This window comes from Kitasatospora sp. NPDC086791 (assembly GCF_040685975.1).
Lineage (GTDB): Bacteria > Actinomycetota > Actinomycetes > Streptomycetales > Streptomycetaceae > Kitasatospora.
The window spans coordinates 22,514-45,839 of the sequence record NZ_JBFBOC010000005.1 but is presented as its reverse complement, the minus strand read 5'-3'; the positions used below and the strand labels follow the sequence as shown (position 1 = coordinate 45,839).

Below are 23,326 nucleotides of genomic sequence, written 5' to 3'. Positions count from 1 at the left end.
AAGGAGGAGCGCTCCGGTGAGCGCCCCGTGAGACGCCGAAGGGCCCCGCGCACCGTGCGGTGCGCGGAGCCCTTCGGACTCAGCCTGTACGAGGCAGGCAGGTCAGATCGTCAAATTACTTGAGGATCTTGGTGACCTGGCCGGCGCCGACGGTGCGGCCACCCTCACGGATGGCGAACTTCAGGCCCTCCTCCATGGCGATCGGCTGGATCAGCGCGACGGTCATGGCGGTGTTGTCGCCCGGCATGACCATCTCGGTGCCCTCGGGGAGGGTCACGACGCCGGTCACGTCCGTGGTACGGAAGTAGAACTGCGGGCGGTAGTTGTTGAAGAAGGGGGTGTGACGGCCACCCTCGTCCTTCGACAGGATGTAGGACTGGGCCTCGAAGTCGGTGTGCGGCGTGACCGAACCCGGCTTGATGATGACCTGGCCGCGCTCGACGTCCTCGCGCTTGATGCCACGGAGGAGCAGACCGACGTTCTCACCGGCCTGGCCCTCGTCGAGCAGCTTGCGGAACATCTCGATGCCGGTGACCGTGGTGGTGGTCTTGGTCTCCTTGATGCCGATGATGTCGACAGTCTCGTTGACCTTGAGGATGCCACGCTCGATACGACCGGTGACGACGGTGCCACGACCGGTGATCGTGAAGACGTCCTCGATCGGCATCAGGAACGGCTGGTCCACGGCGCGGGCCGGGGTCGGGATGCTCTCGTCGACCGCGTGCATGAGGCCGAGGAGCTTCTCGCCCCACTCCTTGTCGCCCTCCAGCGCCTTCAGCGCGGAGACGCGGACGACCGGCAGGTCGTCGCCCGGGAACTCGTACTCGGAGAGGAGCTCACGGACCTCGAGCTCGACGAGCTCCAGGATCTCCTCGTCGTCCACCATGTCGGCCTTGTTCAGGGCGACGACGATGTAGGGGACGCCGACCTGGCGGGCCAGGAGGACGTGCTCCTTGGTCTGCGGCATCGGGCCGTCGGTGGCGGCGACGACGAGGATCGCACCGTCCATCTGGGCCGCACCGGTGATCATGTTCTTGATGTAGTCCGCGTGACCCGGGCAGTCGACGTGGGCGTAGTGACGCGCCTCGGTCTGGTACTCGACGTGCGCGATCGAGATGGTGATACCGCGCTGCCGCTCCTCCGGCGCCTTGTCGATCTGGTCGAACGGCGTGAAGGGGTTGATCTCCGGGTACGCGTCGTGCAGCACCTTGGTGATGGCCGCGGTAAGGGTCGTCTTACCGTGGTCGATGTGACCGATGGTGCCGATGTTGACGTGGGGCTTCGTCCGCTCGAACTTCGCCTTCGCCACTGCAGTCCTCCTGAGGACAGTTCCTGTACGCCGTGCTGACGTCAGTTGGTCTTGTATCGGGCTTGGTCCGCGGTGCCGGAAGCACCTCGTACCGTCCCGCGGGTGGGGGCCGGAGGCCCCGGGAGGATCCGTGCGGATCCTCCCGGGTCGCCTCCTCATAGCCTAAGGGGTCGGAATCATCCCGAATGTCGGACTGATTCCGGACCGGCGGAGCCGGACCTACTCGCCCTTGGACTTGGCGATGATCTCCTCGGCCACGGCCTTGGGGACCTCGGCGTACGAGTCGAACTGCATCGAGTAGCTGGCGCGACCAGAGGTCTTGCTGCGCAGGTCACCGACGTAGCCGAACATCTCGGAGAGGGGCACCAGCGCCGTGACGACGCGGGCACCGTGACGCTCGTCCATGGACCGGATCTGGCCACGGCGAGAGTTGATGTCGCCGATCACATCGCCCATGTAGTCCTCGGGCGTGGTGACCTCGACGGCCATCATCGGCTCGAGAAGGACCGGCTTGGCCTTCTTCGCGCCTTCCTTGAAGGCCATCGAACCGGCGATCTTGAACGCGAGCTCGGAGGAGTCGACGTCGTGCGCCTGACCGTCGAGCAGGCTCACGCGGACACCCTGCAGCGGGTAGCCGGCGAGGATGCCGAACTCCATGGCCTCCTGGCAACCGGCGTCGACCGACGGGATGTACTCCCGCGGCACGCGGCCACCGGTGACCTTGTTGACGAACTCGTAGCCCTCGGCCTGCTCGAGCGGCTCGATCGCGATCTGCACCTTGGCGAACTGACCGGAACCACCGGTCTGCTTCTTGTGGGTGTAGTCGATGCGCTCGACGGCCTGACGGATCGTCTCGCGGTACGCGACCTGCGGCTTGCCGACGTTGGCCTCGACCTTGAACTCACGCTTCATACGGTCGACCAGCACCTCGAGGTGCAGCTCGCCCATACCCGCGATGATGGTCTGGCCGGTCTCCTCGTCCGTGTTGACCTGGAAGGACGGGTCCTCCTCGGCGAGACGCTGGATGGCGACACCCAGCTTCTCCTGGTCACCCTTGGACTTGGGCTCGATCGCGACGCGGATGACCGGGGCCGGGAAGTCCATGGACTCCAGGATGACCGGGTTCTTCTCGTCGGACAGCGTCTCACCGGTGGTGGTCTGCTTCAGGCCCATGACGGCGACGATGTCGCCGGCGCCCACCGACTCGATCTCCTCACGCTTGTTCGCGTGCATGCGGTAGATCTTGCCGATGCGCTCCTTCTTGCCCTTGACGGCGTTCAGCACCGAGGTGCCGGACTCCAGGCGGCCGGAGTAGATCCGGACGAAGGTGAGCTTGCCCAGGTGCGGGTCGGACATGATCTTGAACGCCAGCGCGGACAGCGGCTCGTCGTCCGACGCCTTGCGGGAGATCTTGGTCTCCGGGTCGTTGGGCTTGGTGCCCTCGACCGACTCGATGTCCAGCGGCGACGGCAGGTACTTGACGACCGCGTCGAGCAGGGGCTGAACGCCCTTGTTCTTGAAGGCGGTACCGCAGAAGATCGGGGTGAAGTCCGAGTTCAGGGTGCCCTTGCGGATCGCGTCCTGCAGCAGCTCGACCGGGATCTCCTCGCCCTCCAGGGCGAGCTCCATGATCTCGTCGCTGACGTTCGAGACCGTGTCGATCAGCTGCTCGCGGTACTCCTCGGCCTGCTCCTGCAGCTCGGCCGGGATGTCGACGATGTCGTACATCTCGCCCTTGGCGGCCTCGGCCGACCAGACCAGCGCCTTCATGCGGACAAGGTCGACAACGCCCTTGAAGTCCGACTCGGCACCGATCGGCAGCTGCATGACCAGCGGGGTGGCGCCGAGGCGGTCCACGATGGTCTTGACACAGAAGAAGAAGTTCGCGCCCGTGCGGTCCAGCTTGTTGATGAAGCAGATGCGCGGGACGCCGTAGCGGTCAGCCTGCCGCCACACGGTCTCGGACTGGGGCTCGACACCGGCGACACCGTCGAACACCGTCACGGCACCGTCGAGGACGCGCAGCGAACGCTCCACCTCGACGGTGAAGTCGACGTGACCCGGGGTGTCGATGATGTTGATGGTGTTGTCGACGCCGTCGACCGTCCAGTGACAGGTCGTCGCGGCCGACGTGATCGTGATGCCGCGCTCCTGCTCCTGCTCCATCCAGTCCATGGTGGCAGCGCCATCGTGGACCTCACCGATCTTGTACGAGACACCGGTGTAGAACAGGATCCGCTCGGTGGTGGTGGTCTTGCCCGCGTCGATGTGCGCCATGATCCCGATGTTGCGGACCCTGGCGAGGTCAAGGGAGGTTGCAGCCATGGTGGCTCGTTCTCTCTCTGTCTAGTGACGGGGTACGGACTACCAGCGGTAGTGCGCGAAGGCCTTGTTGGACTCGGCCATCTTGTGGGTGTCCTCGCGACGCTTCACGGAAGCGCCCAGGCCGTTGCTGGCGTCGAGGATCTCGTTCATCAGGCGCTCGGTCATGGTCTTCTCGCGACGGGCGCGGGAGTAACCGACCATCCAGCGCAGCGCCAGGGTGCTGGCGCGGCCCGGACGGACCTCGACCGGAACCTGGTAGGTCGCGCCACCGACACGGCGGGACTTGACCTCGAGGGCCGGCTTGACGTTCTCCAGCGCGCGCTTCAGCGCGACGACCGGGTCCGAGCCGGTCTTCTCACGGACGCCCTCGAGGGCGCCGTAGACGATCCGCTCGGCGGTGGAGCGCTTGCCGTGCAGCAGGATCTTGTTGACCAGCTGGGTGACGACCGGGGAGCCGTAAACCGGGTCGATGATGACCGGGCGCTTCGGGGCGGGGCCCTTACGAGGCATTCTTACTTCTCCTTCTTGGCGCCGTAGCGGCTGCGGGCCTGCTTGCGGTTCTTGACACCCTGGGTGTCGAGCGAACCGCGGATGATCTTGTAGCGGACACCAGGAAGGTCCTTCACACGACCACCGCGCACCAGCACGATGGAGTGCTCCTGCAGGTTGTGGCCCTCGCCCGGGATGTAAGCGGTGACCTCGATCCCGCTGGTGAGGCGCACACGGGCGACCTTACGAAGCGCCGAGTTCGGCTTCTTCGGGGTGGTCGTGTACACACGCGTGCAGACCCCACGGCGCTGCGGGGAGCCCTTCAGCGCGGGAGTCTTGTTCTTCTCGACCTTGTCCTGCCGGCCCTTTCGGACCAGCTGCTGGATCGTAGGCACCGTTTCTCCGTTTTCTGTGTGCCAAGGCTTGGTGGAACTAACCTGCGGTGTCTCCCTCGCACACGACCCCGTGGTCGACCCACGCGGTCGGGTGTGTTGGGCTTTTTCCGGCACGGAATCCCATGGCTGATGTACAGCGACGGCGCTCTACGCGCGGGGCGCTGGGAAGCGCTCCGGCTCGGCGCGGCGACCGGTGTGCATGCACGCACAAGGACCCGGGGACACCCCAGGCACAAGGTCAGAGCGTACCTAGCGCATGGGGCGCGGTCAAAACAAATGCAACACCGCAGGTCGCCGCCTTCGGCCGGGCGTCACGCGGGTGTCCCGCACGTGACCGCCCGGTGTCGGGCCGTCTCCACCCGCTCTACCACAGTCGCCGGCCACCCGCCACCGGAGCGCCGGCTGGCCGGGCCGGCCCGGCTAGCCGATGCCCGCCAGGATCATCAGGGTCCAGAACGCCGAGCCCAGGTAGCCGAGGACCAGGCCGAGGACCGCCGCCCAGTCCCCGTCCATGTTCCGCCGGCGGATCTGCGAGCGGGCGATGTGGCCGGTGACCACCGCCGGGAGGGAGAAGAACGACAGGCTGAAGACCAGGGAGACCACCGCCAGCACGTTGGTGGGGCGGGCCGGCGGGGGCGCGGCGGGCAGGAAGGTGGCCGGCACCGGCGGGGCGGCCGGGGCCGACGTGCCCATCGGGCCGACGGGCAGGTCCGCCACCAGCGCGGCCAGCTGGCCGTAGGTCTGCGCCATGGCCGCGGCCTCGTGGCGCTGCTCGTACTCCTCGACGGTGAGCCGGCCCTCGGCGAAGCCGGCCTTCAGCACGTCGATCGTCCGGTCGCGGTCCGCGTGACCCGCCCGCATCGCGTCCTGCCCGAACGCGGCCGGGGCCGGGGCCGGCTGCCGGCCGACGAGCGGACGGTGACCGTGCCCACGGTCGCGGCCACGGTAGTGGTCGACGTCACGGTCGTGGCCGTGCTCGTGGCCGGGACCGGACTCGCCCCACGGTTGAACGGACATCCGCCACCTCCCGGTACCGCGGCACCCCCGCGCACCCTCACTGGTCCTCATAGTGCAGGACGAACAGGCGAACTGAGTAGTTGCCGATTCGGTCCGGCAACCGTCGGGAAAGGGGATCCGAGCGGCGTGCCTCACCCGTTCGGCGGACACGCTCAGGGGATCCTCAACTCGGGCGACAGCCCGTCCGGGCAGTGACACGCTGAAACCCGGGAGTTCCGTCCACCACGAGCAGAGAAGGCCGCATGCAGGCGTCAGCACCACCGTCCGTCGACCACCCCGAGCCGGGCACCCCGTCCGCCGTCAGCATCCGAGGGCTGTGGAAGCACTTCGGCACCCAGGCCGCCGTGGCAGGACTCAGTCTGGAGCTGCCGGCCGGCTCGTTCATCGGCCTGGTCGGTCCGAACGGCGCCGGGAAGACCACCACGCTGTCGATGGCCACCGGCCTGCTCCGGCCCGACCAGGGCACCGTCCTGGTGCACGGCACCGACGTGTGGGCCGACCCGGTCACGGTCAAGGCGCGGATCGGCATCCTGCCCGAGGGCCTGCGGATGTTCGAGCGGCTCAGCGGGCGCGAACTGCTGCAGTACACCGGCCGGTTGCGCGGCCTGCCGGGCTCCGAGGTGGACCGCCGTGCCGAGGAGCTGCTGGCCGTCCTGGACCTCGGCCGGGACGCCGACAAGCTGGTCGCCGACTACTCCACCGGCATGCGCAAGAAGATCGGGCTGGCCGCCGCGCTGCTGCACAACCCCGACGTGCTGTTCCTGGACGAGCCCTTCGAGGGCGTCGACCCGGTCTCCGCCCAGACCATCCGCGGCGTGCTCAAGCGGTACGCGGCGGCCGGCTCCACGGTCGTCTTCTCCAGCCACGTGATGGAGCTGGTCGAGCAGCTCTGCGACTGGGTCGCGGTGGTCAACGCGGGCCGGGTGATCGCCCAGGGCCCGCTGGACTCGGTGCGGGACGGGCGCAGCCTGCACGAGGCCTTCCTCGACCTGATCGGCGTCCGCGAGGACGACGGGCAGGCGCTCGGCTGGCTCGGCGGCGGGCAGTTCGGGGGCGGGCAGTGAGTGCGGCCGTGCCCCGTCCGGCCGTGCCCCATCCGGTGCCGGACGGGCGGACGGTGGTCCGCGCCCTGGTGGCGCTCAAGCTGCGGCTGCTGCGCAACGGGCTGCGGCGCAGCCCCGGCCGGACCGCCGTCTACGTGATCGGCGGCATCGTCGGCCTGGCCTTCGCGAGCGGCATCGCCGTTGCCATGGCCGCGCTGAACGGGCGCTTCGCGGGCTCGGCGGACGCCGGGGTGATGCTGCTCGGCGTGCTGACCCTGGGCTGGGCGGCGCTGCCGCTGTTCCTGTTCTCCAGCGACGAGAGCGCCGACCCGACCCGGCTCACCATGCTGCCGCTGCGGCCCGGCCCGCTGCTGCGCGGTTCGCTGCTGGCCGCGCTGATCGGGCCCGGGCCGCTGATCAACCTGGTGCTGGTGACCGGCGCGGTGCTGGCCGGCGCCGACGGGGGCGTCTCCGCCGCGGTCGCCGTGGTCGGCGTGCCGCTCACGGTGCTCTGCCTGGTCACGCTCTCCCGGGCGGTCGCGGCCGGCAACGCCCGGATGCTCTCGAGCCGCCGCGGCAAGGACTTCGCGATCTTCGGCGGGCTGTCCTTCGCACTGCTGATCCAGGCCGCCAACGTCGGTTCGCAGAGCGTCTTCGGCCGCCCCGGCCAGGACATCGACCTCGGCCCGCTGAAGCCGATCGCCGCCGTGCTGCGCTGGATCCCGCCGATCAGCGCGGCGGACGCGCCGCACACCGCCGCCGAGGGCCGGTACGGGCTCGCGCTGCTGCAGCTCGCCGCGGCCGGCCTGCTGCTGGCGCTGCTGCTGCGCTGGTGGCGCGGCAGCCTGCGGGAGCTGATGGTCACCGCCGACTCCTCCACCCTGGAGGTGGCCCGCGGGGTGCAGCGTTCGGGCGGCTGGTCGTTCCTGCCCGCGGGCCGGGCCGGCGCGGTGATGCAGCGCCACCTGCGGTACGCCTGGCGCGAACCGCGGGCCAAGGCCGCGCTGTTCACCAGCATCGGGATGACGGCGGTGATCTGCGTGCTGTCGATGGTCCAGGGCTGGGCGAGCGTCTACCTGCTGGCGATGACCGGGACGTTCCTCGGGCTGCAGATGCTCAACCTGTTCGGCATGGACGGTTCGGCGTTCTGGATGGTCGCCGCCACCCTGCGCACCCCGGCCGACGCCCGGGACGAGCTGCGCGGCCGGGCGTACGCGGTGCTGTCGTACGCGGTCCCGGTGACGGTGGTGCTCGGGCTGGCGCTGGCGGCCGTCACCGGCGGGTGGGGCGAGCTGCCGGCCGCGCTCGGCCTCGCGTTCGCGCTGCTCGGCTGCGGAGTGGCGCTCGGCACGGTGTTCAGCGTGCTGGTGCCGTACACCATGCCGGCCGACAGCAACCCGATGCGCAACGCCGCCCCCGGCCAGGGCGGGCTGGTCATGCTCAACTCGTTCGGCTCGATGTTCGGCGTCGCGCTGCTCGCCCTGCCGGTGGGCGGCTACCTCGGCTGGGCGCTGCTCTCGGACGGGCCGAGCTGGCCGGTCCTGCTGATCGGCCCGCTCTACGGCGCCCTGGTCGCCGTGCTCGGCGTGCGGATGGCGGCCGCCCGGCTGCTGGAGCGCGCCCCGGAGATCCTGGCCAAGGCCGTCGAGCGCTGAGCCGCGCCGTTCCGTCCGGCGCCCGGTCCCGCCCCGGGGCCGGGCGCCGCTGTCTCTCCCGGTCTCCGAAGTCCGCCCCGGCCGCCCGCCGGCCGCCCGGGCGTTCCCGGGCGCTCCGGCATCATGGGCAGGAGGAACCGGGCCGTCGAGGAGAGCAGGGACACACCGTGGGCAAGCGCGCGCAGCAGGGCGGGGACGCCGGGCCGCTGCTGGAGCAGGCGGTGCGGTCGGTGCTGACGGCACCGGAGGAGGGGCTGGACCTGGCGCTGGACACCGGGGCCTCGCTGCTGGCCGCCTCGGCCGGGCAGTGGTCGGCGGTCAGCCGGGCGCTGCTGGGGTACGCGGACACCGCCGTCGGCCGCTGCTGGTCCGCCGGGTGGCGCCCGGCCGACCTGGTGCGGGTGGTGCGGCGCGGGCTGAAGCCCGTCCACCTGGCGCTCGCGGTGGACCTGATCGCCGCCGAGGACCGCCGCCACCCCGCGGCGGCGCTCGACCGGCGCTGGCGGGAGCAGCTGCGCGAACTGGAGGCCGAGGTCTGGTGGCCCGGCGACGAGCAGTACCTGGGGGCCTTCGCCCACCGGCACCGGCTGGACCGCTTCGCGCTCGCCACCGCCGTCCTGGAGCTGTTGCGCACCTGGGGCCGGCTGCCGCCGATCGCCCCGGTCGGGCCGGTCCCCGGGCGGACGGCGCGGCCGCAGCGCTCCGGTCCGCAGCAGCACGGGCCGCAGCACTCCGGGCCGCAGCACTCCGGGGCGATGACCGGCGAGCCGCGGATGCTGGCCCGGATCCGGGCGCTGCTGGCCAAGGCCGAGTCCACCGAGTACCCCGAGGAGGCCGAGGCGCTGACCGCCAAGGCCCAGCAGCTGATGGCCCAGCACAGCATCGACGAGGCGCTGCTGGCCGCGGCCGGTGCCGACCGGGACACCCCGGCGGCGCTGCGGATCGGGGTGGACAACCCGTACGAGGGCCCCAAGACGATGCTGCTGGACGCGGTCGCGGCGGCCAACCGGTGCCGGGTGGTGTGGGCGAAGGAGTTCGGCTTCTGCACCGTGGTCGGCTTCGACGGCGACCTGGACGGCGTCGAGCTGCTGTACACCTCGCTGCTGGTGCAGGCCACCCACGCGCTCAACAAGGCGGGCTCCGGCCGGGATTCGCGCAGCAAGGCGTTCCGGCAGTCCTTCCTGGTCGCCTACGCGGCGCGGATCCGCGAGCGGCTGACCGCCGCCACCGAGCGGACCACCAGCGCCGCCGCGGCCGGCCGGCACCTGCGCGAGGACGGCACCGAGGAGCAGCTGCTGCCGGACGAGCGGCTGCTGCCCGCGCTCGCCGCCCGCTCGGAGGCGGTGGACGAGGAGGTCGGCCGGCTGTTCCCGAAGCTGGTCTCCCAGCGGGTCCGGGTCAGCGACGGCGAGGGCTGGGCGGCCGGACGCGCCGCCGCCGACCGGGCCGCGCTGCACGGGCGCGCCGGGGAGATCCGCCGTTAGCTCCGCACGGAGACCTGATAGAAACGAAGCCGCCACGAACCAAGGGGGATTCGACGTGACGGAGCCGGCTGCCGAGTCGGGGTACCGGGACCGGGTGCGCGGAGCCCTGCTCGGCGGAGCGATCGGCGATGCGCTGGGCTGGCCGGTGGAGTTCCAGCAGCTCCACCAGATCCAGGACCGGTACGGGCCGGCGGGTGTGACCGCGTTGCCGGCCGGGCCGGGGCCGGTCGAGGTCACCGACGACACCCAGATGACGCTGTTCACCGCCGAGGGCCTGATCCGCGGCTTCGTCCGCGGCTGGACGGGCGGCGGCGGCTCGGTGCCGGAGGCCGTCCACGGCGCCTACCGGCGGTGGCTGCTGACGCAGTACCAGCCCGCGCCGGACGCCGAGCCGCAGCCCCGCCCGTACGACGGCTGGCTGCTGCGGCAGCCCTTCCTGTACGCGCGGCGGGCGCCGGGCAACGCCTGCCTGAGCGGGGTGTCCGAGCACCCGGTGTTCGAGGCGCCGTCCACGATCGGGCGGCCGGGGCCGATCAACCCGGGCTCCAAGGGCTGCGGCTCGGTGATGCGCTCGGCGCCGTTCGGGCTGGCCCGGTTGGGCGTCGAGCACTCCTTCGGGCTGGCCGTGCAGTGCGCCCAGCTCACCCACGGGCACCCGACCGGCTACCTCGCGGCGGGCGCCTTCGCGGCGCTGGTCGAGCGGCTGGTGAACGGGACGGAGCCATGGGCGGCGGTCGGCGAGACCGTGGAGCAGATCCGCGAGCTGCCCTCGTCCAAGGAGACCGTCCAGGCGCTGGCCCGGGCGGTGCGGATCGCCCAGGAGTCCGAGCCGGGGGCGGAGTCGGTGGAGCGGGTCGGGCTCGGCTGGACCGCCGAGGAGTGCCTGGCCATCGCGGTGCACTCGCTGCTGGCGGCCACCCTCGACCCCGACCCGGTGCGCACCGCACTGCGGCTCTCGGTGAACCACTCCGGAGACAGCGACTCGACCGGCGCGGTCTGCGGCAACCTGGTCGGGGCCGCGTACGGCGCCTCGGCGCTGCCCGCCGAGTGGGCCGGGGCGGTCGAGGGGCGGGCCACGCTGCGGCAGGTCGCGGACGACCTGCTGGTGCTGTTCGGCAGCCGCGACCCGCTCCACCCGGGGCTCGGCGGGCGCTACCCGGCCTGGTGAACCGCCCGGCTCCCGCTCCGGCGGGCGGCCGAGTAGCCCGGCGGCCGCTCCGGCGCCCGGCCGGCCCGGCGGCTACTTCGCCGTCGGGTCGGCGACCTGGCCCAGGAACAGCGGCTGCCCGCCGTGGGTGTCCCTGATCAGGAACAGGAACGGCCGGTCGATGTGCAGCTGGACGGCCTGGTCCTGGGCCGGCGCGGCCGCCGCGGCGACCCCGGCGCCACTGCCGGCCGCCGCGACCGTCCCCTTCTCGTCGACCTCGACGGTGGCCTTCTGCACCACCGTGCTGACGGCGAGCGGCTCCTCGGCGATGCCGCTGAGGTCGGCGTGGTCGAAGACCGCGTTCACACCGAGCGAGCGCAGCGCGGGGGTGAGCTCGTTGGACGTGTCGAAGTGGAAGCGCGGGAGCTGCAGGTCGACCCGTCGCTCGGCGAGGGCGCCGAGGATCCGGTCGAGCTGGGGCTGGTCCAGGCCCTTGCCGAAGGCCGCGAAGCCGCCCTGCCCGGGGACGATCAGGTCCATCACCAACCCGCCGTCCGCGTAGGGGAGTTCGACGGCCTGCCAGGGCTCGCCGACGATCCCGCCGGAGCCGTCGGCGTACTTGAACTCGCCGGTCTGGCTCATCGAGGGGACGGCCGGGGCGGAGCCGTCGAGCTGGTGGAACGGGCGGTCGGCGGTCTGCGCGGGCTTGAACGCGGAGGCCCAGTCGGCCTTGAGGTAGAGCGCGTCGGTGAGCACCAGCCGGGTGTCCGGGGTGATCGCGTTCGGGGCGAAGAGGTCCTTGATCCGGCCCTCGGTGGCCTTCTCCACGGCCGCGTTGACGGTCTTGCGGGAGCCCTCCGGGTCCTTGGCGAAGTCGACGGGGTGCACGCCGGTGTCGAAGGCGGTGGCCAGCGTGGCCAGGTAGTCCGGCCGCACCGGGAAGCCCTGCTGGGTCCAGAGGTCGTCGCTGCGACGCAGGGTGAGCCCGCCGGCGGACGGGGTGCCGCGGTTCAGCGCGCCGGTGGCGAGGGCGTACTGCTGCGGGGTGAGCCCGGTGTGCAGGGCCTTGGCGAGCTCGTCGGCGGTGGCGCCGCGGGCGCCGGGCAGCAGCATGGCGAGCACGGTGGCCAGGCCGGACGGGGAGACCACGAGGTTGCGGCCGGCGTCGTCGGGCCGCGCGGTGAGGGTGTGCAGGAGGTCGAGACCGAAGGCGTCGGTGGCGGCCGCGGTCGCGGCGATCTGCGCCGGGTCGACCGCCGGGCGGCTCGCGGGCGCCGAGGCCCGGAGCTCCGCGGGCGCGGCGGCGCCGTTGCTGCCGCACCCGGCGAGCAGCGGTGCGGCGAGCGCGGCGGCGAGGAGCAGCGCCGCCGGACGGCGGGGTGGACGACGGGTTCCGGTGCTGCGGTTCGTCATGGCCCTTCGACGCACCACCCCGCGGACCGGTTCCCCGTCGGCCGGTTCCCCCCACCCCGTCGGCCGGTCGCGCTCAGCCCGTCGGCCGGTCGCGCCCGGCCCGTCGGCCGGTCGCGCTCAGTCCCAGAGCGCCCCGAGCTCCAGCAGCTCCTCCCGGTGCTCGATCCGCTCCACCCACTCGGCGGGCCAGGCCGTCTCGCCGTGGCGGGCCCCCGCGAAGGCGCCGGTCAGGCAGGCGAGGGAGTCGGAGTCGCCGCTGGAGTAGGCGGCCCGGCGGACGGCGGCCACCGGGTCGTCCGGCAGCAGCAGGAAGCAGAGCAGGCCGGTGCCGAAGGCCTCCTCGGCGACCCAGCCCTCGCCGGTGGCCAGACAGGGGTCGGCCTCCGGGTCCGGGGCGGCGAGCGCGGCGTCCAGCTGGTCGAGCACCGTCAGGCAGTCGTCCCAGCCGCGGGCGAGGACGGCCTGCGGCGAGCGGCCGTACCAGCGGTCGGCGAGGTCGCCGAGCCAGAACTCGTCGTACCGCTCCCGGCTCGCCAGCGCGTACGCCCGCAGCACCGCCGGCAGGCCGGCCGGCGGCAGGCCCTCGGCGAGCTTGCGGACGGCGTACGCGGTGAGGTCACTGGCGGCGAGCGCGGTGGGGTGGCCGTGGGTGAGCGCGGACTGCAGCTGGGCGGCACCGGAGAGCTGTCGGCCGTCCAGCTCGCGGACCAGCCCGATCGGGGCGACCCGCATGTTGGCGCCGCAGCCCTTGGAGCCGACGTCGCTCGCCTGCTGCCAGCGGACCCCGTCGTGGCTCAGCCGCTCGCAGGAGCGCAGGCAGGTGATGCCGGGGGCGCGGTTGTTCTGCGGGGAGCGCCACCAGTCGACGAACTCCTCGCGGACCGGCCGCTCCAGGCGCGACGGGGTCAGCGGCCCGCGCGCCAGGGCGGTGCGCAGGCCGCGGCCGAGGGCGAGCGTCATCTGGGTGTCGTCGGTGACCAACGCCCTTTCCGGGAGCGGGAGTTGCCGCCAGTCCGGATGGTCGGCGGCGATCGCCTCGACGGTCTTGAACTCCGTCACCCGGCCGATCGCGTCCCCGATCGCCAGCCCCAGCAGTGCTCCGGTCGCCTTGCCCACGGCCGCTCCCCCTCGTCTCCGCCGCCCCGTCAGACCTCGACCGGCAGTTCCTTGAGCCCCCGGATCACGTAGCCCGGGTTCCACTCGGGCTCGCGGACCAGCCGCAGGCCCGGGGCCCGGCGCAACAGCGCGCCGTAGGACTCGGTGAGTTCCAGTCTGGCAAGCGGGGCGCCCAGACAGAAGTGGATTCCGGCGCCGAAGGTGATGTGCGGGTTGTCGGCGCGGCCGAGGTCGAGGCGGTCGGGGTCGGCGAAGCGCTCGGGGTCGCGGTTGGCGGAGCCGAAGAGCAGGGCGATCTCGGACCCGCGCGGGATGGTGACGCCGCGGACCTCGATGTCCTCCAGGACCCAGCGCTCGAACATCTGCAGCGGGGTGTCCCAGCGCATCAGTTCCTCGATCGCGGTGGGCAGCAGCTCGTCCACCGAGCCGCGCAGCCGGGCGAGTTCCCCGGGGTGGCGGAACAGCGCCCACCAGCCGTTGCCGGTGGTGTTGACGGTCGCCTCGTGGCCGGCGTTGAGCAGCAGCACGCAGGTGGAGACCATCTCCTGCTCGCTGAGCGCGTCGGAGCCCTCCTGGGCCTGGATGAGCGCGCTGATCAGGTCCTCGCCCGGGTCCGCCCGGCGTTCGCGGATCAGGGTGCGCAGGTAGTCGGAGAACTCGGTGCTCGCGGTGACGGCCCGGCGGGCGGCCTCCTCGGTCGGGTTGAGTTCGAACATCCCGGTGATGTCGGCGGACCACGGCCGCAGCAGGTGCCGGTCGGCCTCCGGGACGCCGAGCATCTCGGCGACCACGGCGACCGGCAGCGGCTCGGCGACGGTGGCGATCAGGTCGCCGCCGCCGGCCGCGAGCAGGTCGTCGACCAGCTCGCCGGCCAGGCGCCGGACGGTCGGGCGCAGGCCCTCGACCATGCGCGGGGTGAAGGCCTTGGAGACCAGCCGGCGGATCCGGGTGTGGTCGGGCGCCTCCAGGTCGAGCAGGCCGTGGTCGTTCAGGGTGTGGAAGGGCTCGTGCGCCGGGTCGGGCTCGGGGCGGCCGAACTCCGCGTGGCTGAAGCGGTGGGTGTAGGTGCGGCCGAGCCGACGGTCGCGCAGCAGCGCGCTGACGTCCTCGTGGCGCGAGACGAGCCACTGGTTCGTGGGCTCGAAGTACGTCACCGGCGCGTGGTCGCGCAGCTCGGCGTACGCGTCGTACGGGTGGGCCACGAACTCCGCCGACCAGGGGTCGAACTTCGCCGTCGTCGTCATCGGTCGATCACTCCAGGCCGTGAGGGGGAGCCGGAAGGATCATCGTACGCATGCGGTTGGTCCGTGGATAAGACCCTTCCCGCCCTTGCCCCCTCCCCCCGGAGCCCGCCCCCTCCCAGCCCTCCCCCCGCTCAGGCGCGCTCCCTCACCAACCGCCGCACCAGCTCGGGCAGCGCCTCCGAGATCGGCTCCCGGATCACCTCGTCCGCCGCCTCGTCGTACGGCGTCGGCTCGGCGTTCAGGATGATCAGCCGCGCCCCGGTCTTCACCGCGTTGTACGGCAGCGCCGCCACCGGGAACACCTGCAGGCTGGTGCCGACCGCGACGAAGACGTCGCAGGCCCGCGCGATCGAGTCGGCCCGCCCGAGCACCTCCGGGTCCAGGTCCTCGCCGAACATCACCGTGCGCGGCTTGAGGATCCCCCCGCACGCCCGGCACGCCGGGTCCGGCTCGCCCGCCTCGACCCGCGCCAGCGCCTCCGCCATCGGCCCGACCGCCCGGCAGCGCAGGCACTGCGTCTCCCGTGCGGTGCCGTGCAGTTCGAGCACCTTGCGGGCGGTCAGCCCGGCCGCCTGGTGCAGCCCGTCCACGTTCTGGGTGAGCACCCGCAGCGGCAGCCCGGAGCGCTCCAGGTCGACCAGCGCACGGTGCCCGGCGTTCGGCTCGGCGGCCGACGCGCCGGTCTCCAGCCGCAGCCGCCAGGCCCGCCGCCGGACCTCCGGGTCGTCCCGGTACGGCCCGATGGTGACCAGCTCCTGCGCCGACGGGTCCTTCCGCCACAACCCCTGCGGGCCGCGGTAGTCGGGGATGCCGGAGTCGGTCGAGATGCCCGCTCCGGTGAGCACGGCGATCAGGGGACGCTTCGCGTTCATGCCCCGGACGCTACGGCCCCGGACCCTCCCCCGGCCACCGAAATTCCGGACCGCCGTTCGTCCCGCCGTTCGCCCCGCGCGGGCCGGTGCTGCGGAGGAACCGACGGGCGTCGCACGGCGACCGGTCAGGCCGGCACCGGCCGCGGTGCGACCGCCGGACGGGCGAGCGGGGCCAGCGCGACCAGGTAGCAGACGGCGGCGAGCGGGATGAGGGCCAGGTCGGCCCCCGAGGCGAGGATGCCGAGCAGCACCAGCACCGGGCTCCACCAGCGCAGCGGCCGGGAGCGGCCGACCGAGGCGGCGGTCAGCAGCGCCAGCAGTCCGACGTAGAAGAGCAGCGGGCCGACCTGGTAGACGACCGGCAGCACCCCCGGAACGCCCTGCACCCGGTCGAACAGCCGCGACTGCTCGGCCTTGTCCGCCGCCGCGAGGCCGACGACCAGGTCGATCCCGATCTGCGCCAGTGAGCAGAGCAGCCCCGCGAAGGCGGCCCCCACCGCCGCCCCGGCCGCGATCCGCCCGGCCGCGCCGCGCGGGGCGAGCTTGCCGCGCAGGGCGAGGAAGACCGGCGCGAAGAGCAGCAGCCCGGCGAACATCGCGGTGTGGCCGGCCGTCCAGCCGGGGCCCGGCTCACGGGAGCCCGGCAGCAGGCGGATGCCGCCGTAGAGGGCCATCAGGGCGGGGGCGCCCACGACGGCGTACGGGGTGAGGCGAGCGGGGCTCGTGGTGCGGTTGGCGTTCAACTGACGACCTCCGACGGTGTGGTCCGTTCCGACACCGCAGAGCCTCCCGGTGCGGGCCCTCGTCCCGGATCGCCCGCACCGGCGAACTCCCCGCCTCCCCCACACGAGGGAGCCCGCCGCTGCGGCGGAGCCCGCCCGCCCCGGGGCCGCAGGACGTCCCGGACCTCAGCACCCCGGACCTCTGCACCCGGGACCTCAGGACTCCCCCGCCACCACCGCCCCCGCCTCGTACGCGAACACCACCGCGTGCACCCGGTCCCGCAGCCCGAGCTTGCTCAGCACATTGCTGACGTGCGTCTTCACCGTGTGCTCGCTGACCACCAGCTCGGCCGCGATCTCGGCGTTGGACAGCCCGCGCGCGATCAGCCGCAGCGTCTCCTGCTCGCGCAGGGTCAGCTGCTCCAGCAGCCCGGACGGCGGCCGCACCGCCCGCTCCGGCGCCCCGGGCCGGCGGGCGGCGAACTCGCCGATCAGCCGCCTGGTCACCGAGGGCGCGAGCAGCGCCTCCCCCGAGGCGACCATCCGCACCCCGTGCGCCAGGTCGTCCCGCCGGACGTCCTTCAGCAGGAAGCCGCTGGCGCCCGCGTACAGCGCGTCGAAGACGTAGTCGTCGATGTCGAAGGTGGTCAGCATGATCACCTTGGTGGACGGGAACTCCGCGCACACCCGGCGGGCGGCCTCCAGCCCGTCCATCACCGGCATCCGGACGTCCAGCAGCAGCACGTCCGGCCCGTGCGCGCGGACCGCCTCGACCGCCTCGGCGCCGTCGGCCGCCTCGGCCACCACCTCGATGTCCGGCTGCGCGTCCAGGATCATCCCGAACCCGGCCCGCACCAGCTCCTGGTCGTCCGCGACGACCACCCGAATCGGCGTCATCAGCCCATCCCCTCCACCGTTCCGCCCGCCCGCAGCGGCAGCCGGGCGCTCACCACGAAACCCCTGCCCCCCGGTCCCGGACCGGCCTCGGCCCGCCCGCCGCAGGCCGTCGCCCGCTCCCGGATGCCGACCAGCCCACGCCCGCCGGACCAGCCGACCACCGTACGGTCGGCCGCCGGCGGCACCCCGCGGCCGTTGTCGGAGACCACGACCTCCAGCACCTCCCCGGTCCGCCGCACGCGGACCGTCGCCCGGTCGGCCCCGGCGTGCTTGACCGTGTTGGTCAGCGCCTCCTGCACGATCCGGTACGCCGCCGCCTCCACGTCGGCGGGCAACCCGACCCGGTCCCCGGGGAGTTCGAGCTCCACCCGCAGGCCGGCCCCGCGCACCCGCTCGGCCACGTCCGCGAGTTCGGCCAGCCGGGGCTGCGGCGCCAACTGCCGGCCCACCTCCGGATCCTTCAACACCCCGAGCACCCGTCGCAGTTGGACCATCGCGTCCCGGCCGGCGTCGCCGATGGTGTCGAACGCGCGGATCGCCCGGTCCGGATCGCTGCGCACCACCACCGGCCCGGCCTCGGCCTGGATCACCATCAACGAGACGGCGTGCGCCAGGATGTCGTGCATCTCCCGGGCGATCCGGGACCGTTCCTCCGCGACCGCCCGCGCCGCCTCGCTCGCCGCCCGCTCACCGGCCTCCCGGGCCCGCTCCGCCTGCACCCGGGCCAACTGCCGCTGGGTCCGCACCAGCGAGCCGAAGACGAAGGTGCCGACGGAGGTGAGGAGGCTGAACAGCGCGCCGTTCGGCGAGTGGGTGCCGACCACGTTGCCGGTCACCACCACGGCCAGCACGCTCCACCGCGCCCGGTCCGAGGACCGCTCCGCCACCGTGTACAGGGCGATCACCCCGGACAGCGGCACCTGGGGGTTCGCCGAGTGCGCCACCACCGAGATCACCAACGACGGCGCCGTCGCCAGCGCCAGCACCGTCAGCGGCCCTCGGCGCCGCCAGGGCAGCGGCAGGGCGGTCGTCACCGCGAGCAGGTAGATCCACCACGGCCGGGGCGTCTCGTCCTGGGACACCGCCCACACCGCGACCCCGGCCGCAGCCACCGCCGACAGCGAGTCCGGCAGGTACGGACCCACCCCGCCCGGCCGGCTCAGCCGGCTCAGCCGGCCCGTCGCACGCTCCTCCACCCCGCTACCTCCCCCGTAGCCGGGGACGCCGCCCCCGTGGAGAAGATCATGCCCTACCGGCAGGACCGCCGGGACGGCCCGGTCAGGCACCGCTGACCGTCACGCCACCGGTCTCCGCCCGGGCGGTGATGCTGCGCGCCGCCCCCGGCCGCGAGGGGATGCCCACCTCCACCCCGCCGACCGAGGCGCGCGCGTCCACCGCGTACGCCTCCCCGGTCGGCACCGTGACCCGCACCCCGCCGTTCGAGGTCGTCGCCTCCACCGTCGACGGCGCGGCCGCGAAGTCGGCCCGCACCCCGCCGTTCACCGCGGTCAGCTTCGCCTGCGGGGAGGTCAGCCCGCTCGCCTCGACCCCGCCGTTCCCGACCTCGGCCTCCACCTCGGCGGCCAGCCCGGTCAGCCTGACGCCGCCGTTGGCCTCCTTCACCCGCACCTTGGTCCCGGCCGGCACCTGCACGGTGTACCCGATGCCGCAGTGGTCGCAGTCGTACGTCAGCCGGAGCACGCCGTCCTTCACCTCGTGCGTGCTCCTCGGCGCGTCCCCCCGGTAGTTCTGGTTCTCGACCACGTGCACGGCGTCACCGCCGCCGGTCACCACCACACCGCCGTTCTCCCCCTCGACCACCAGCTCCCTGACCGGCTCCGCCACGCCGTAGCCCACCGTCCGGTGCTCCTGGTCCTCCCCGATCGGCAGACAGCCCGACATCCCGACCAGCACCCCCGCCGTGATCGCCATCGCGCCCAGCACCCGCTTCATCCCCGGCCCCCTTCGAAAGTCCGTCAACCCGACGCCGAGAACCCTGCTCCACCCACGCCCTCCCCGCCTCCCTCCCCGGAGCGGTTCCCGCCCCTCCCCCGCACGGGTGAGCCCGCCCGGCCCCCCGCGCCCCCGCGCCCGCATCCCTGCATCCCTGCGGCCCGGCCACGCCGCCGCCCGGGAACGCCGCAGGGCGGCCACCCCGTGTGGGGTGACCGCCCTGCGATCGGTGACCTGGCCCCTCCTGCCCGATGACGGGCACGGGGGGAGACTCAGCCGGTGTACGGGCCGTAGTCGTAGTCGTCCAGCGGAACCGCCTGGCCGGAGCCGGCGCCGAAGGGCGACAGGTCGTAGTCGTCGTAGCCGACGGCCGAGTACATCGCGGCCTTGGCCTCCTCGGTCGGCTCGACCCGGATGTTGCGGTAGCGGGGCAGACCCGTACCGGCCGGGATGAGCTTACCGAGGATGACGTTCTCCTTGAGGCCCAGCAGCGGGTCCGACTTGGCGTGGATCGCCGCGTCGGTGAGGACCCGGGTCGTCTCCTGGAAGGAGGCGGCCGACAGCCAGGACTCGGTGGCCAGCGAGGCCTTGGTGATACCCATCAGCTGCGGACGGCCGGAGGCGGGGTGACCGCCCTCGGCGACCACACGACGGTTCTCGGTCTCGAAGCGGCCGCGCTCGACGAGCTCGCCCGGGAGCAGCTCGGCGTCGCCCGACTCGATGATCGTCACGCGGCGCAGCATCTGCCGGATGATGATCTCGATGTGCTTGTCGTGGATCGACACACCCTGCGAGTTGTAGACCTTCTGGACCTCGGCGACCAGGTGGACCTGGACGGCACGCTGGCCCATGATGCGCAGGACGTCGTGCGGGTTGGTGGCACCCATGGTCAGCTTCTGGCCGACCTCGACCGCCTCGCCCTCGCTGACCAGCAGCTTCACACGCTTGGAGACCGGGTAGGCGATCTCGTCGCTGCCGTCGTCCGGGGTGATGACGATCTTGCGGGTCTTCTCGGTGTCCTCGATCCGCGCCCGGCCGGTGGCCTCCGAGATCGGGGCCACACCCTTGGGGGTACGGGCCTCGAAGAGCTCGACGACACGCGGCAGACCCTGGGTGATGTCGTCACCGGCCACACCACCGGTGTGGAAGGTACGCATCGTCAGCTGGGTACCGGGCTCACCGATGGACTGGGCGGCGATGATGCCGACCGCCTCACCGATGTCGACCAGCTTGCCGGTGGCCAGCGAGCGCCCGTAGCACATGGCGCAGGTGCCGACGGCCGACTCACAGGTCAGGATCGAGCGGGTCTTGACCTCGCCGATGCCGTGGCGGATCAGCTCGTCGATCAGCACGTCACCGAGGTCGGTGTTCGCGGTGGCCAGCAGCTTGCCGTCGATGGTGATGTCTTCGGCGAGCATGCGGGCGTACACGCTGGTCTCGACGTCGTCGGCCTTGCGCAGCACGCCGTCCGCACCCACGGAGCCGATCGCCAGCTTCAGGCCGCGCTCGGTGCCGCAGTCCTCCTCGCGGATGATGACGTCCTGGGAGACGTCGACCAGACGACGGGTGAGGTAGCCGGAGTCGGCGGTACGGAGGGCGGTGTCGGCCAGACCCTTACGGGCACCGTGGGTGGAGATGAAGTACTCCAGCACGGTGAGACCCTCACGGAACGACGCCTTGATGGGTCGCGGGATGGTCTCGTTCTTGGCGTTCGACACCAGACCACGCATACCGGCGATCTGGCGCATCTGCATCATGTTTCCACGAGCACCCGAGTCGACCATCATGAAGATGGGGTTCGTCTTCGGGAAGTTCGCGGCCATGGCGTCCGCGACCTCGTTGGTGGCCTGGGTCCAGATGCCGACGAGCTCCTGCTTGCGCTCGTCGTTGGTGATCAGACCGCGCTCGTACTGCTTCTGGACCTTCTCCGCCTTCGCCTCGAAGCCCTCCAGGATCTGGGGCTTGCTCGGCGGGACGATGACGTCCGAGATCGAGACGGTGACACCCGAACGGGTCGACCAGTGGAAACCGGCCGCCTTCAGGTTGTCCAGGGTCGCCGCGACGACGACCTTGGGGTAGCGCTCCGCCAGGTCGTTGACGATCGCGGAGAGCTGCTTCTTGCCCACCTCGTAGTCGACGAACGGGTAGTCCTCGGGCAGCAGCTCGTTGAAGAGCGCGCGGCCCAGGGTGGTGGTCAGGCGGAAGGGCTCGCCCTCGTACCAGCCCGGCTGGCCGTCCTCGTCCACCGGAGCGGCCCAGCCGCGCGGCGGGACGGTGCCGGCCGGCAGGCGCAGCTCGATCGGGGCCTGGACGTCCAGGTCGCGGGCGTCGAAGGCCATGATCGCCTCGGCGGTCGACGAGAAGGTGCGGCCGGCGCCCTTCACGTTCTCGCGGTCCGAGGTGAGGAAGAACAGACCGAGCACCATGTCCTGGGTCGGCATGGTGACGGGGCGACCGTCGGCCGGCTTCAGGATGTTGTTCGAGGACAGCATCAGGATGCGGGCCTCGGCCTGCGCCTCCGCGGAGAGCGGCAGGTGGACGGCCATCTGGTCACCGTCGAAGTCCGCGTTGAACGCGGTGCAGACGAGCGGGTGGATCTGGATGGCCTTGCCCTCGACCAGCTGCGGCTCGAAGGCCTGGATGCCGAGGCGGTGCAGGGTGGGCGCACGGTTCAGCAGGACCGGGTGCTCGGCGATGACCTCTTCGAGCACGTCCCACACGACCGGGCGGGCACGCTCGACCATGCGCTTGGCCGACTTGATGTTCTGCGCGTGGTTCAGGTCGACCAGGCGCTTCATCACGAACGGCTTGAAGAGCTCCAGCGCCATGGCCTTCGGCAGACCGCACTGGTGCAGCTTGAGCTGCGGGCCGACGACGATGACCGAACGGGCCGAGTAGTCGACTCGCTTGCCGAGCAGGTTCTGACGGAAACGACCCTGCTTGCCCTTCAGCATGTCGCTGAGGGACTTCAGCGGGCGGTTGCCCGGGCCGGTGACCGGACGGCCGCGGCGGCCGTTGTCGAACAGCGCGTCGACGGCCTCCTGGAGCATGCGCTTCTCGTTGTTCACGATGATCTCGGGGGCACCGAGGTCGAGCAGGCGCTTCAGGCGGTTGTTGCGGTTGATCACGCGGCGGTACAGGTCGTTCAGGTCGGAGGTCGCGAAGCGGCCACCGTCCAGCTGCACCATCGGACGCAGGTCCGGCGGGATGACCGGGACGCAGTCCAGCACCATGCCGTTGGGCTTGTTGGTGGTCTGCAGGAACGCGGAGACGACCTTGAGGCGCTTCAGCGCACGGGTCTTCTTCTGGCCCTTGCCGGTGCGGATGATCTCGCGCAGGCGCTCGGACTCCTCCGCCAGGTCGAAGTTCTCCAGGCGGTCCTTGAGGGCCGCCGCGCCCATCGAGCCCGAGAAGTAGGTGCCGAAGCGGTCGCGCAGCTCGCGGTAGAGCAGCTCGTCGCCCTCCAGGTCCTGGACCTTGAGGTTCTTGAAGCGGGCCCACACCTCGTCGAGGCGGTCGAGCTCGCGCTGCGCGCGGTCGCGCAGCTGCTTCATCTCGCGCTCGGCACCCTCGCGCACCTTGCGGCGCACGTCGGCCTTGGCGCCCTCGGCCTCCAGCTCGGCCAGGTCGGTCTCGGCCTTCTTGGCGCGGCCTTCGAGGTCGGAGTCGCGGCGGTTCTCGATCTGCTGACGCTCGACCGAGACGTGCGCCTCCAGCGACGGGAGGTCGCGCTGGCGGCGCTCGTCGTCGACCCAGGTGATCATGTAGGCGGCGAAGTAGATGACCTTCTCGAGGTCCTTCGGCGCCAGGTCCAGCAGGTAGCCCAGGCGGGACGGGACACCCTTGAAGTACCAGATGTGGGTGACCGGGGCGGCCAGCTCGATGTGGCCCATCCGCTCGCGGCGCACCTTGGCGCGGGTCACCTCGACGCCGCAGCGCTCACAGATGATGCCCTTGAAGCGGACGCGCTTGTACTTGCCGCAGTAGCACTCCCAGTCCCGGGTGGGGCCGAAGATCTTCTCGCAGAAGAGCCCGTCCTTTTCCGGCTTCAGGGTGCGGTAGTTGATGGTCTCCGGCTTCTTGACCTCGCCGTGCGACCACTGGCGGATGTCGTCGGCGGTGGCCAGGCCGATGCGGAGCTCGTCGAAGAAGTTGACGTCAAGCACTGGTCGTCAAGCCCTCTTTCGTAAGTCGAGAGTCGTTCATGTGGTCTGAGGGGGGCCTGGGGGCGGGCCGGCCGCGGTC

At 72.1% G+C, this 23,326-nt stretch carries 18 protein-coding genes; 4 read left to right on the top strand and 14 right to left on the bottom strand.

What is annotated here, in order from left to right:
* Positions 1-115: 115 nt before the first annotated feature.
* From tuf to AB0Q99_RS10445, 5 genes are all read right to left on the bottom strand, one after another.
* Entirely contained in the window at positions 116-1,309 is a 1,194-nt protein-coding gene (gene tuf, locus AB0Q99_RS10465) for an elongation factor Tu (protein ID WP_363570130.1), read from the bottom strand.
* Between the two features lie 219 nt (positions 1,310-1,528).
* On the bottom strand, positions 1,529-3,634 hold the full coding sequence (fusA, locus tag AB0Q99_RS10460; protein ID WP_363570128.1) for an elongation factor G: 2,106 nt from the start codon (positions 3,632-3,634) through the stop codon (positions 1,529-1,531).
* Positions 3,635-3,673: 39 nt separating this feature from the next.
* Complete coding sequence (gene rpsG, locus AB0Q99_RS10455) at positions 3,674-4,144, bottom strand: 30S ribosomal protein S7 (protein ID WP_148644378.1); 471 nt, start codon at positions 4,142-4,144, stop codon at positions 3,674-3,676.
* A gap of 2 nt (positions 4,145-4,146) precedes the next feature.
* Positions 4,147-4,518, bottom strand: coding sequence for a 30S ribosomal protein S12 (gene rpsL / locus AB0Q99_RS10450; RefSeq protein ID WP_014144289.1), 372 nt, complete (start codon positions 4,516-4,518; stop codon positions 4,147-4,149).
* 420 nt (positions 4,519-4,938) lie between these two features.
* Entirely contained in the window at positions 4,939-5,535 is a 597-nt protein-coding gene (locus AB0Q99_RS10445; RefSeq protein WP_363570126.1) for a DUF1707 domain-containing protein, read from the bottom strand.
* Positions 5,536-5,777: 242 nt separating this feature from the next.
* Between AB0Q99_RS10445 and AB0Q99_RS10440 the strand changes: the two genes are divergently transcribed.
* The 4 genes from AB0Q99_RS10440 (at position 5,778) to AB0Q99_RS10425 (ending at position 10,885) form a co-directional block, all read left to right on the top strand.
* Complete coding sequence (locus AB0Q99_RS10440) at positions 5,778-6,599, top strand: ABC transporter ATP-binding protein (RefSeq protein ID WP_363570124.1); 822 nt, start codon at positions 5,778-5,780, stop codon at positions 6,597-6,599.
* 23 nt (positions 6,600-6,622) lie between these two features.
* Positions 6,623-8,233, top strand: coding sequence for a transporter (locus AB0Q99_RS10435; RefSeq protein WP_363570122.1), 1,611 nt, complete (start codon positions 6,623-6,625; stop codon positions 8,231-8,233).
* Positions 8,234-8,400: 167 nt separating this feature from the next.
* Entirely contained in the window at positions 8,401-9,717 is a 1,317-nt protein-coding gene (locus tag AB0Q99_RS10430) for a DUF2786 domain-containing protein (RefSeq protein WP_363570120.1), read from the top strand.
* Between the two features lie 55 nt (positions 9,718-9,772).
* Positions 9,773-10,885 carry an ADP-ribosylglycohydrolase family protein gene (locus AB0Q99_RS10425; protein WP_363570118.1) on the top strand — a complete coding sequence of 371 codons (1,113 nt, stop codon included), beginning with the start codon at positions 9,773-9,775 and terminating at the stop codon, positions 10,883-10,885.
* A gap of 72 nt (positions 10,886-10,957) precedes the next feature.
* Here AB0Q99_RS10425 and AB0Q99_RS10420 read toward each other — a convergent pair whose 3' ends face one another.
* From AB0Q99_RS10420 to AB0Q99_RS10380, 9 genes are all read right to left on the bottom strand, one after another.
* Positions 10,958-12,277 (bottom strand): serpin family protein, encoded by a 1,320-nt coding sequence (locus AB0Q99_RS10420; protein ID WP_363570116.1) that lies wholly within the window; start codon positions 12,275-12,277, stop codon positions 10,958-10,960.
* Between the two features lie 117 nt (positions 12,278-12,394).
* Entirely contained in the window at positions 12,395-13,393 is a 999-nt protein-coding gene (locus AB0Q99_RS10415) for an ADP-ribosylglycohydrolase family protein (protein WP_363570114.1), read from the bottom strand.
* 29 nt (positions 13,394-13,422) lie between these two features.
* Positions 13,423-14,637 (bottom strand): cytochrome P450, encoded by a 1,215-nt coding sequence (locus AB0Q99_RS10410; protein ID WP_363570112.1) that lies wholly within the window; start codon positions 14,635-14,637, stop codon positions 13,423-13,425.
* A gap of 131 nt (positions 14,638-14,768) precedes the next feature.
* Positions 14,769-15,509: a Sir2 family NAD-dependent protein deacetylase gene (locus AB0Q99_RS10405; RefSeq protein WP_363570110.1), complete on the bottom strand. Its 741-nt coding sequence runs from the start codon at positions 15,507-15,509 to the stop codon at positions 14,769-14,771.
* A gap of 125 nt (positions 15,510-15,634) precedes the next feature.
* On the bottom strand, positions 15,635-16,252 hold the full coding sequence (locus tag AB0Q99_RS10400) for a hypothetical protein (RefSeq protein WP_363570108.1): 618 nt from the start codon (positions 16,250-16,252) through the stop codon (positions 15,635-15,637).
* Between the two features lie 195 nt (positions 16,253-16,447).
* Positions 16,448-17,128, bottom strand: coding sequence for a response regulator transcription factor (locus AB0Q99_RS10395; RefSeq protein ID WP_363570106.1), 681 nt, complete (start codon positions 17,126-17,128; stop codon positions 16,448-16,450).
* Positions 17,128-18,324, bottom strand: coding sequence for a sensor histidine kinase (locus AB0Q99_RS10390; protein WP_363570104.1), 1,197 nt, complete (start codon positions 18,322-18,324; stop codon positions 17,128-17,130). The genes AB0Q99_RS10395 and AB0Q99_RS10390 overlap by 1 nt, the downstream gene beginning before the upstream one ends.
* A gap of 82 nt (positions 18,325-18,406) precedes the next feature.
* Positions 18,407-19,081, bottom strand: coding sequence for a DUF4097 family beta strand repeat-containing protein (locus AB0Q99_RS10385; RefSeq protein ID WP_363570102.1), 675 nt, complete (start codon positions 19,079-19,081; stop codon positions 18,407-18,409).
* 272 nt (positions 19,082-19,353) lie between these two features.
* The gene (locus AB0Q99_RS10380; protein WP_363570100.1) at positions 19,354-23,247 is read right to left on the bottom strand and encodes a DNA-directed RNA polymerase subunit beta'; all 3,894 of its coding nucleotides are present in this window, start codon (positions 23,245-23,247) and stop codon (positions 19,354-19,356) included.
* Positions 23,248-23,326: the final 79 nt, after the last annotated feature.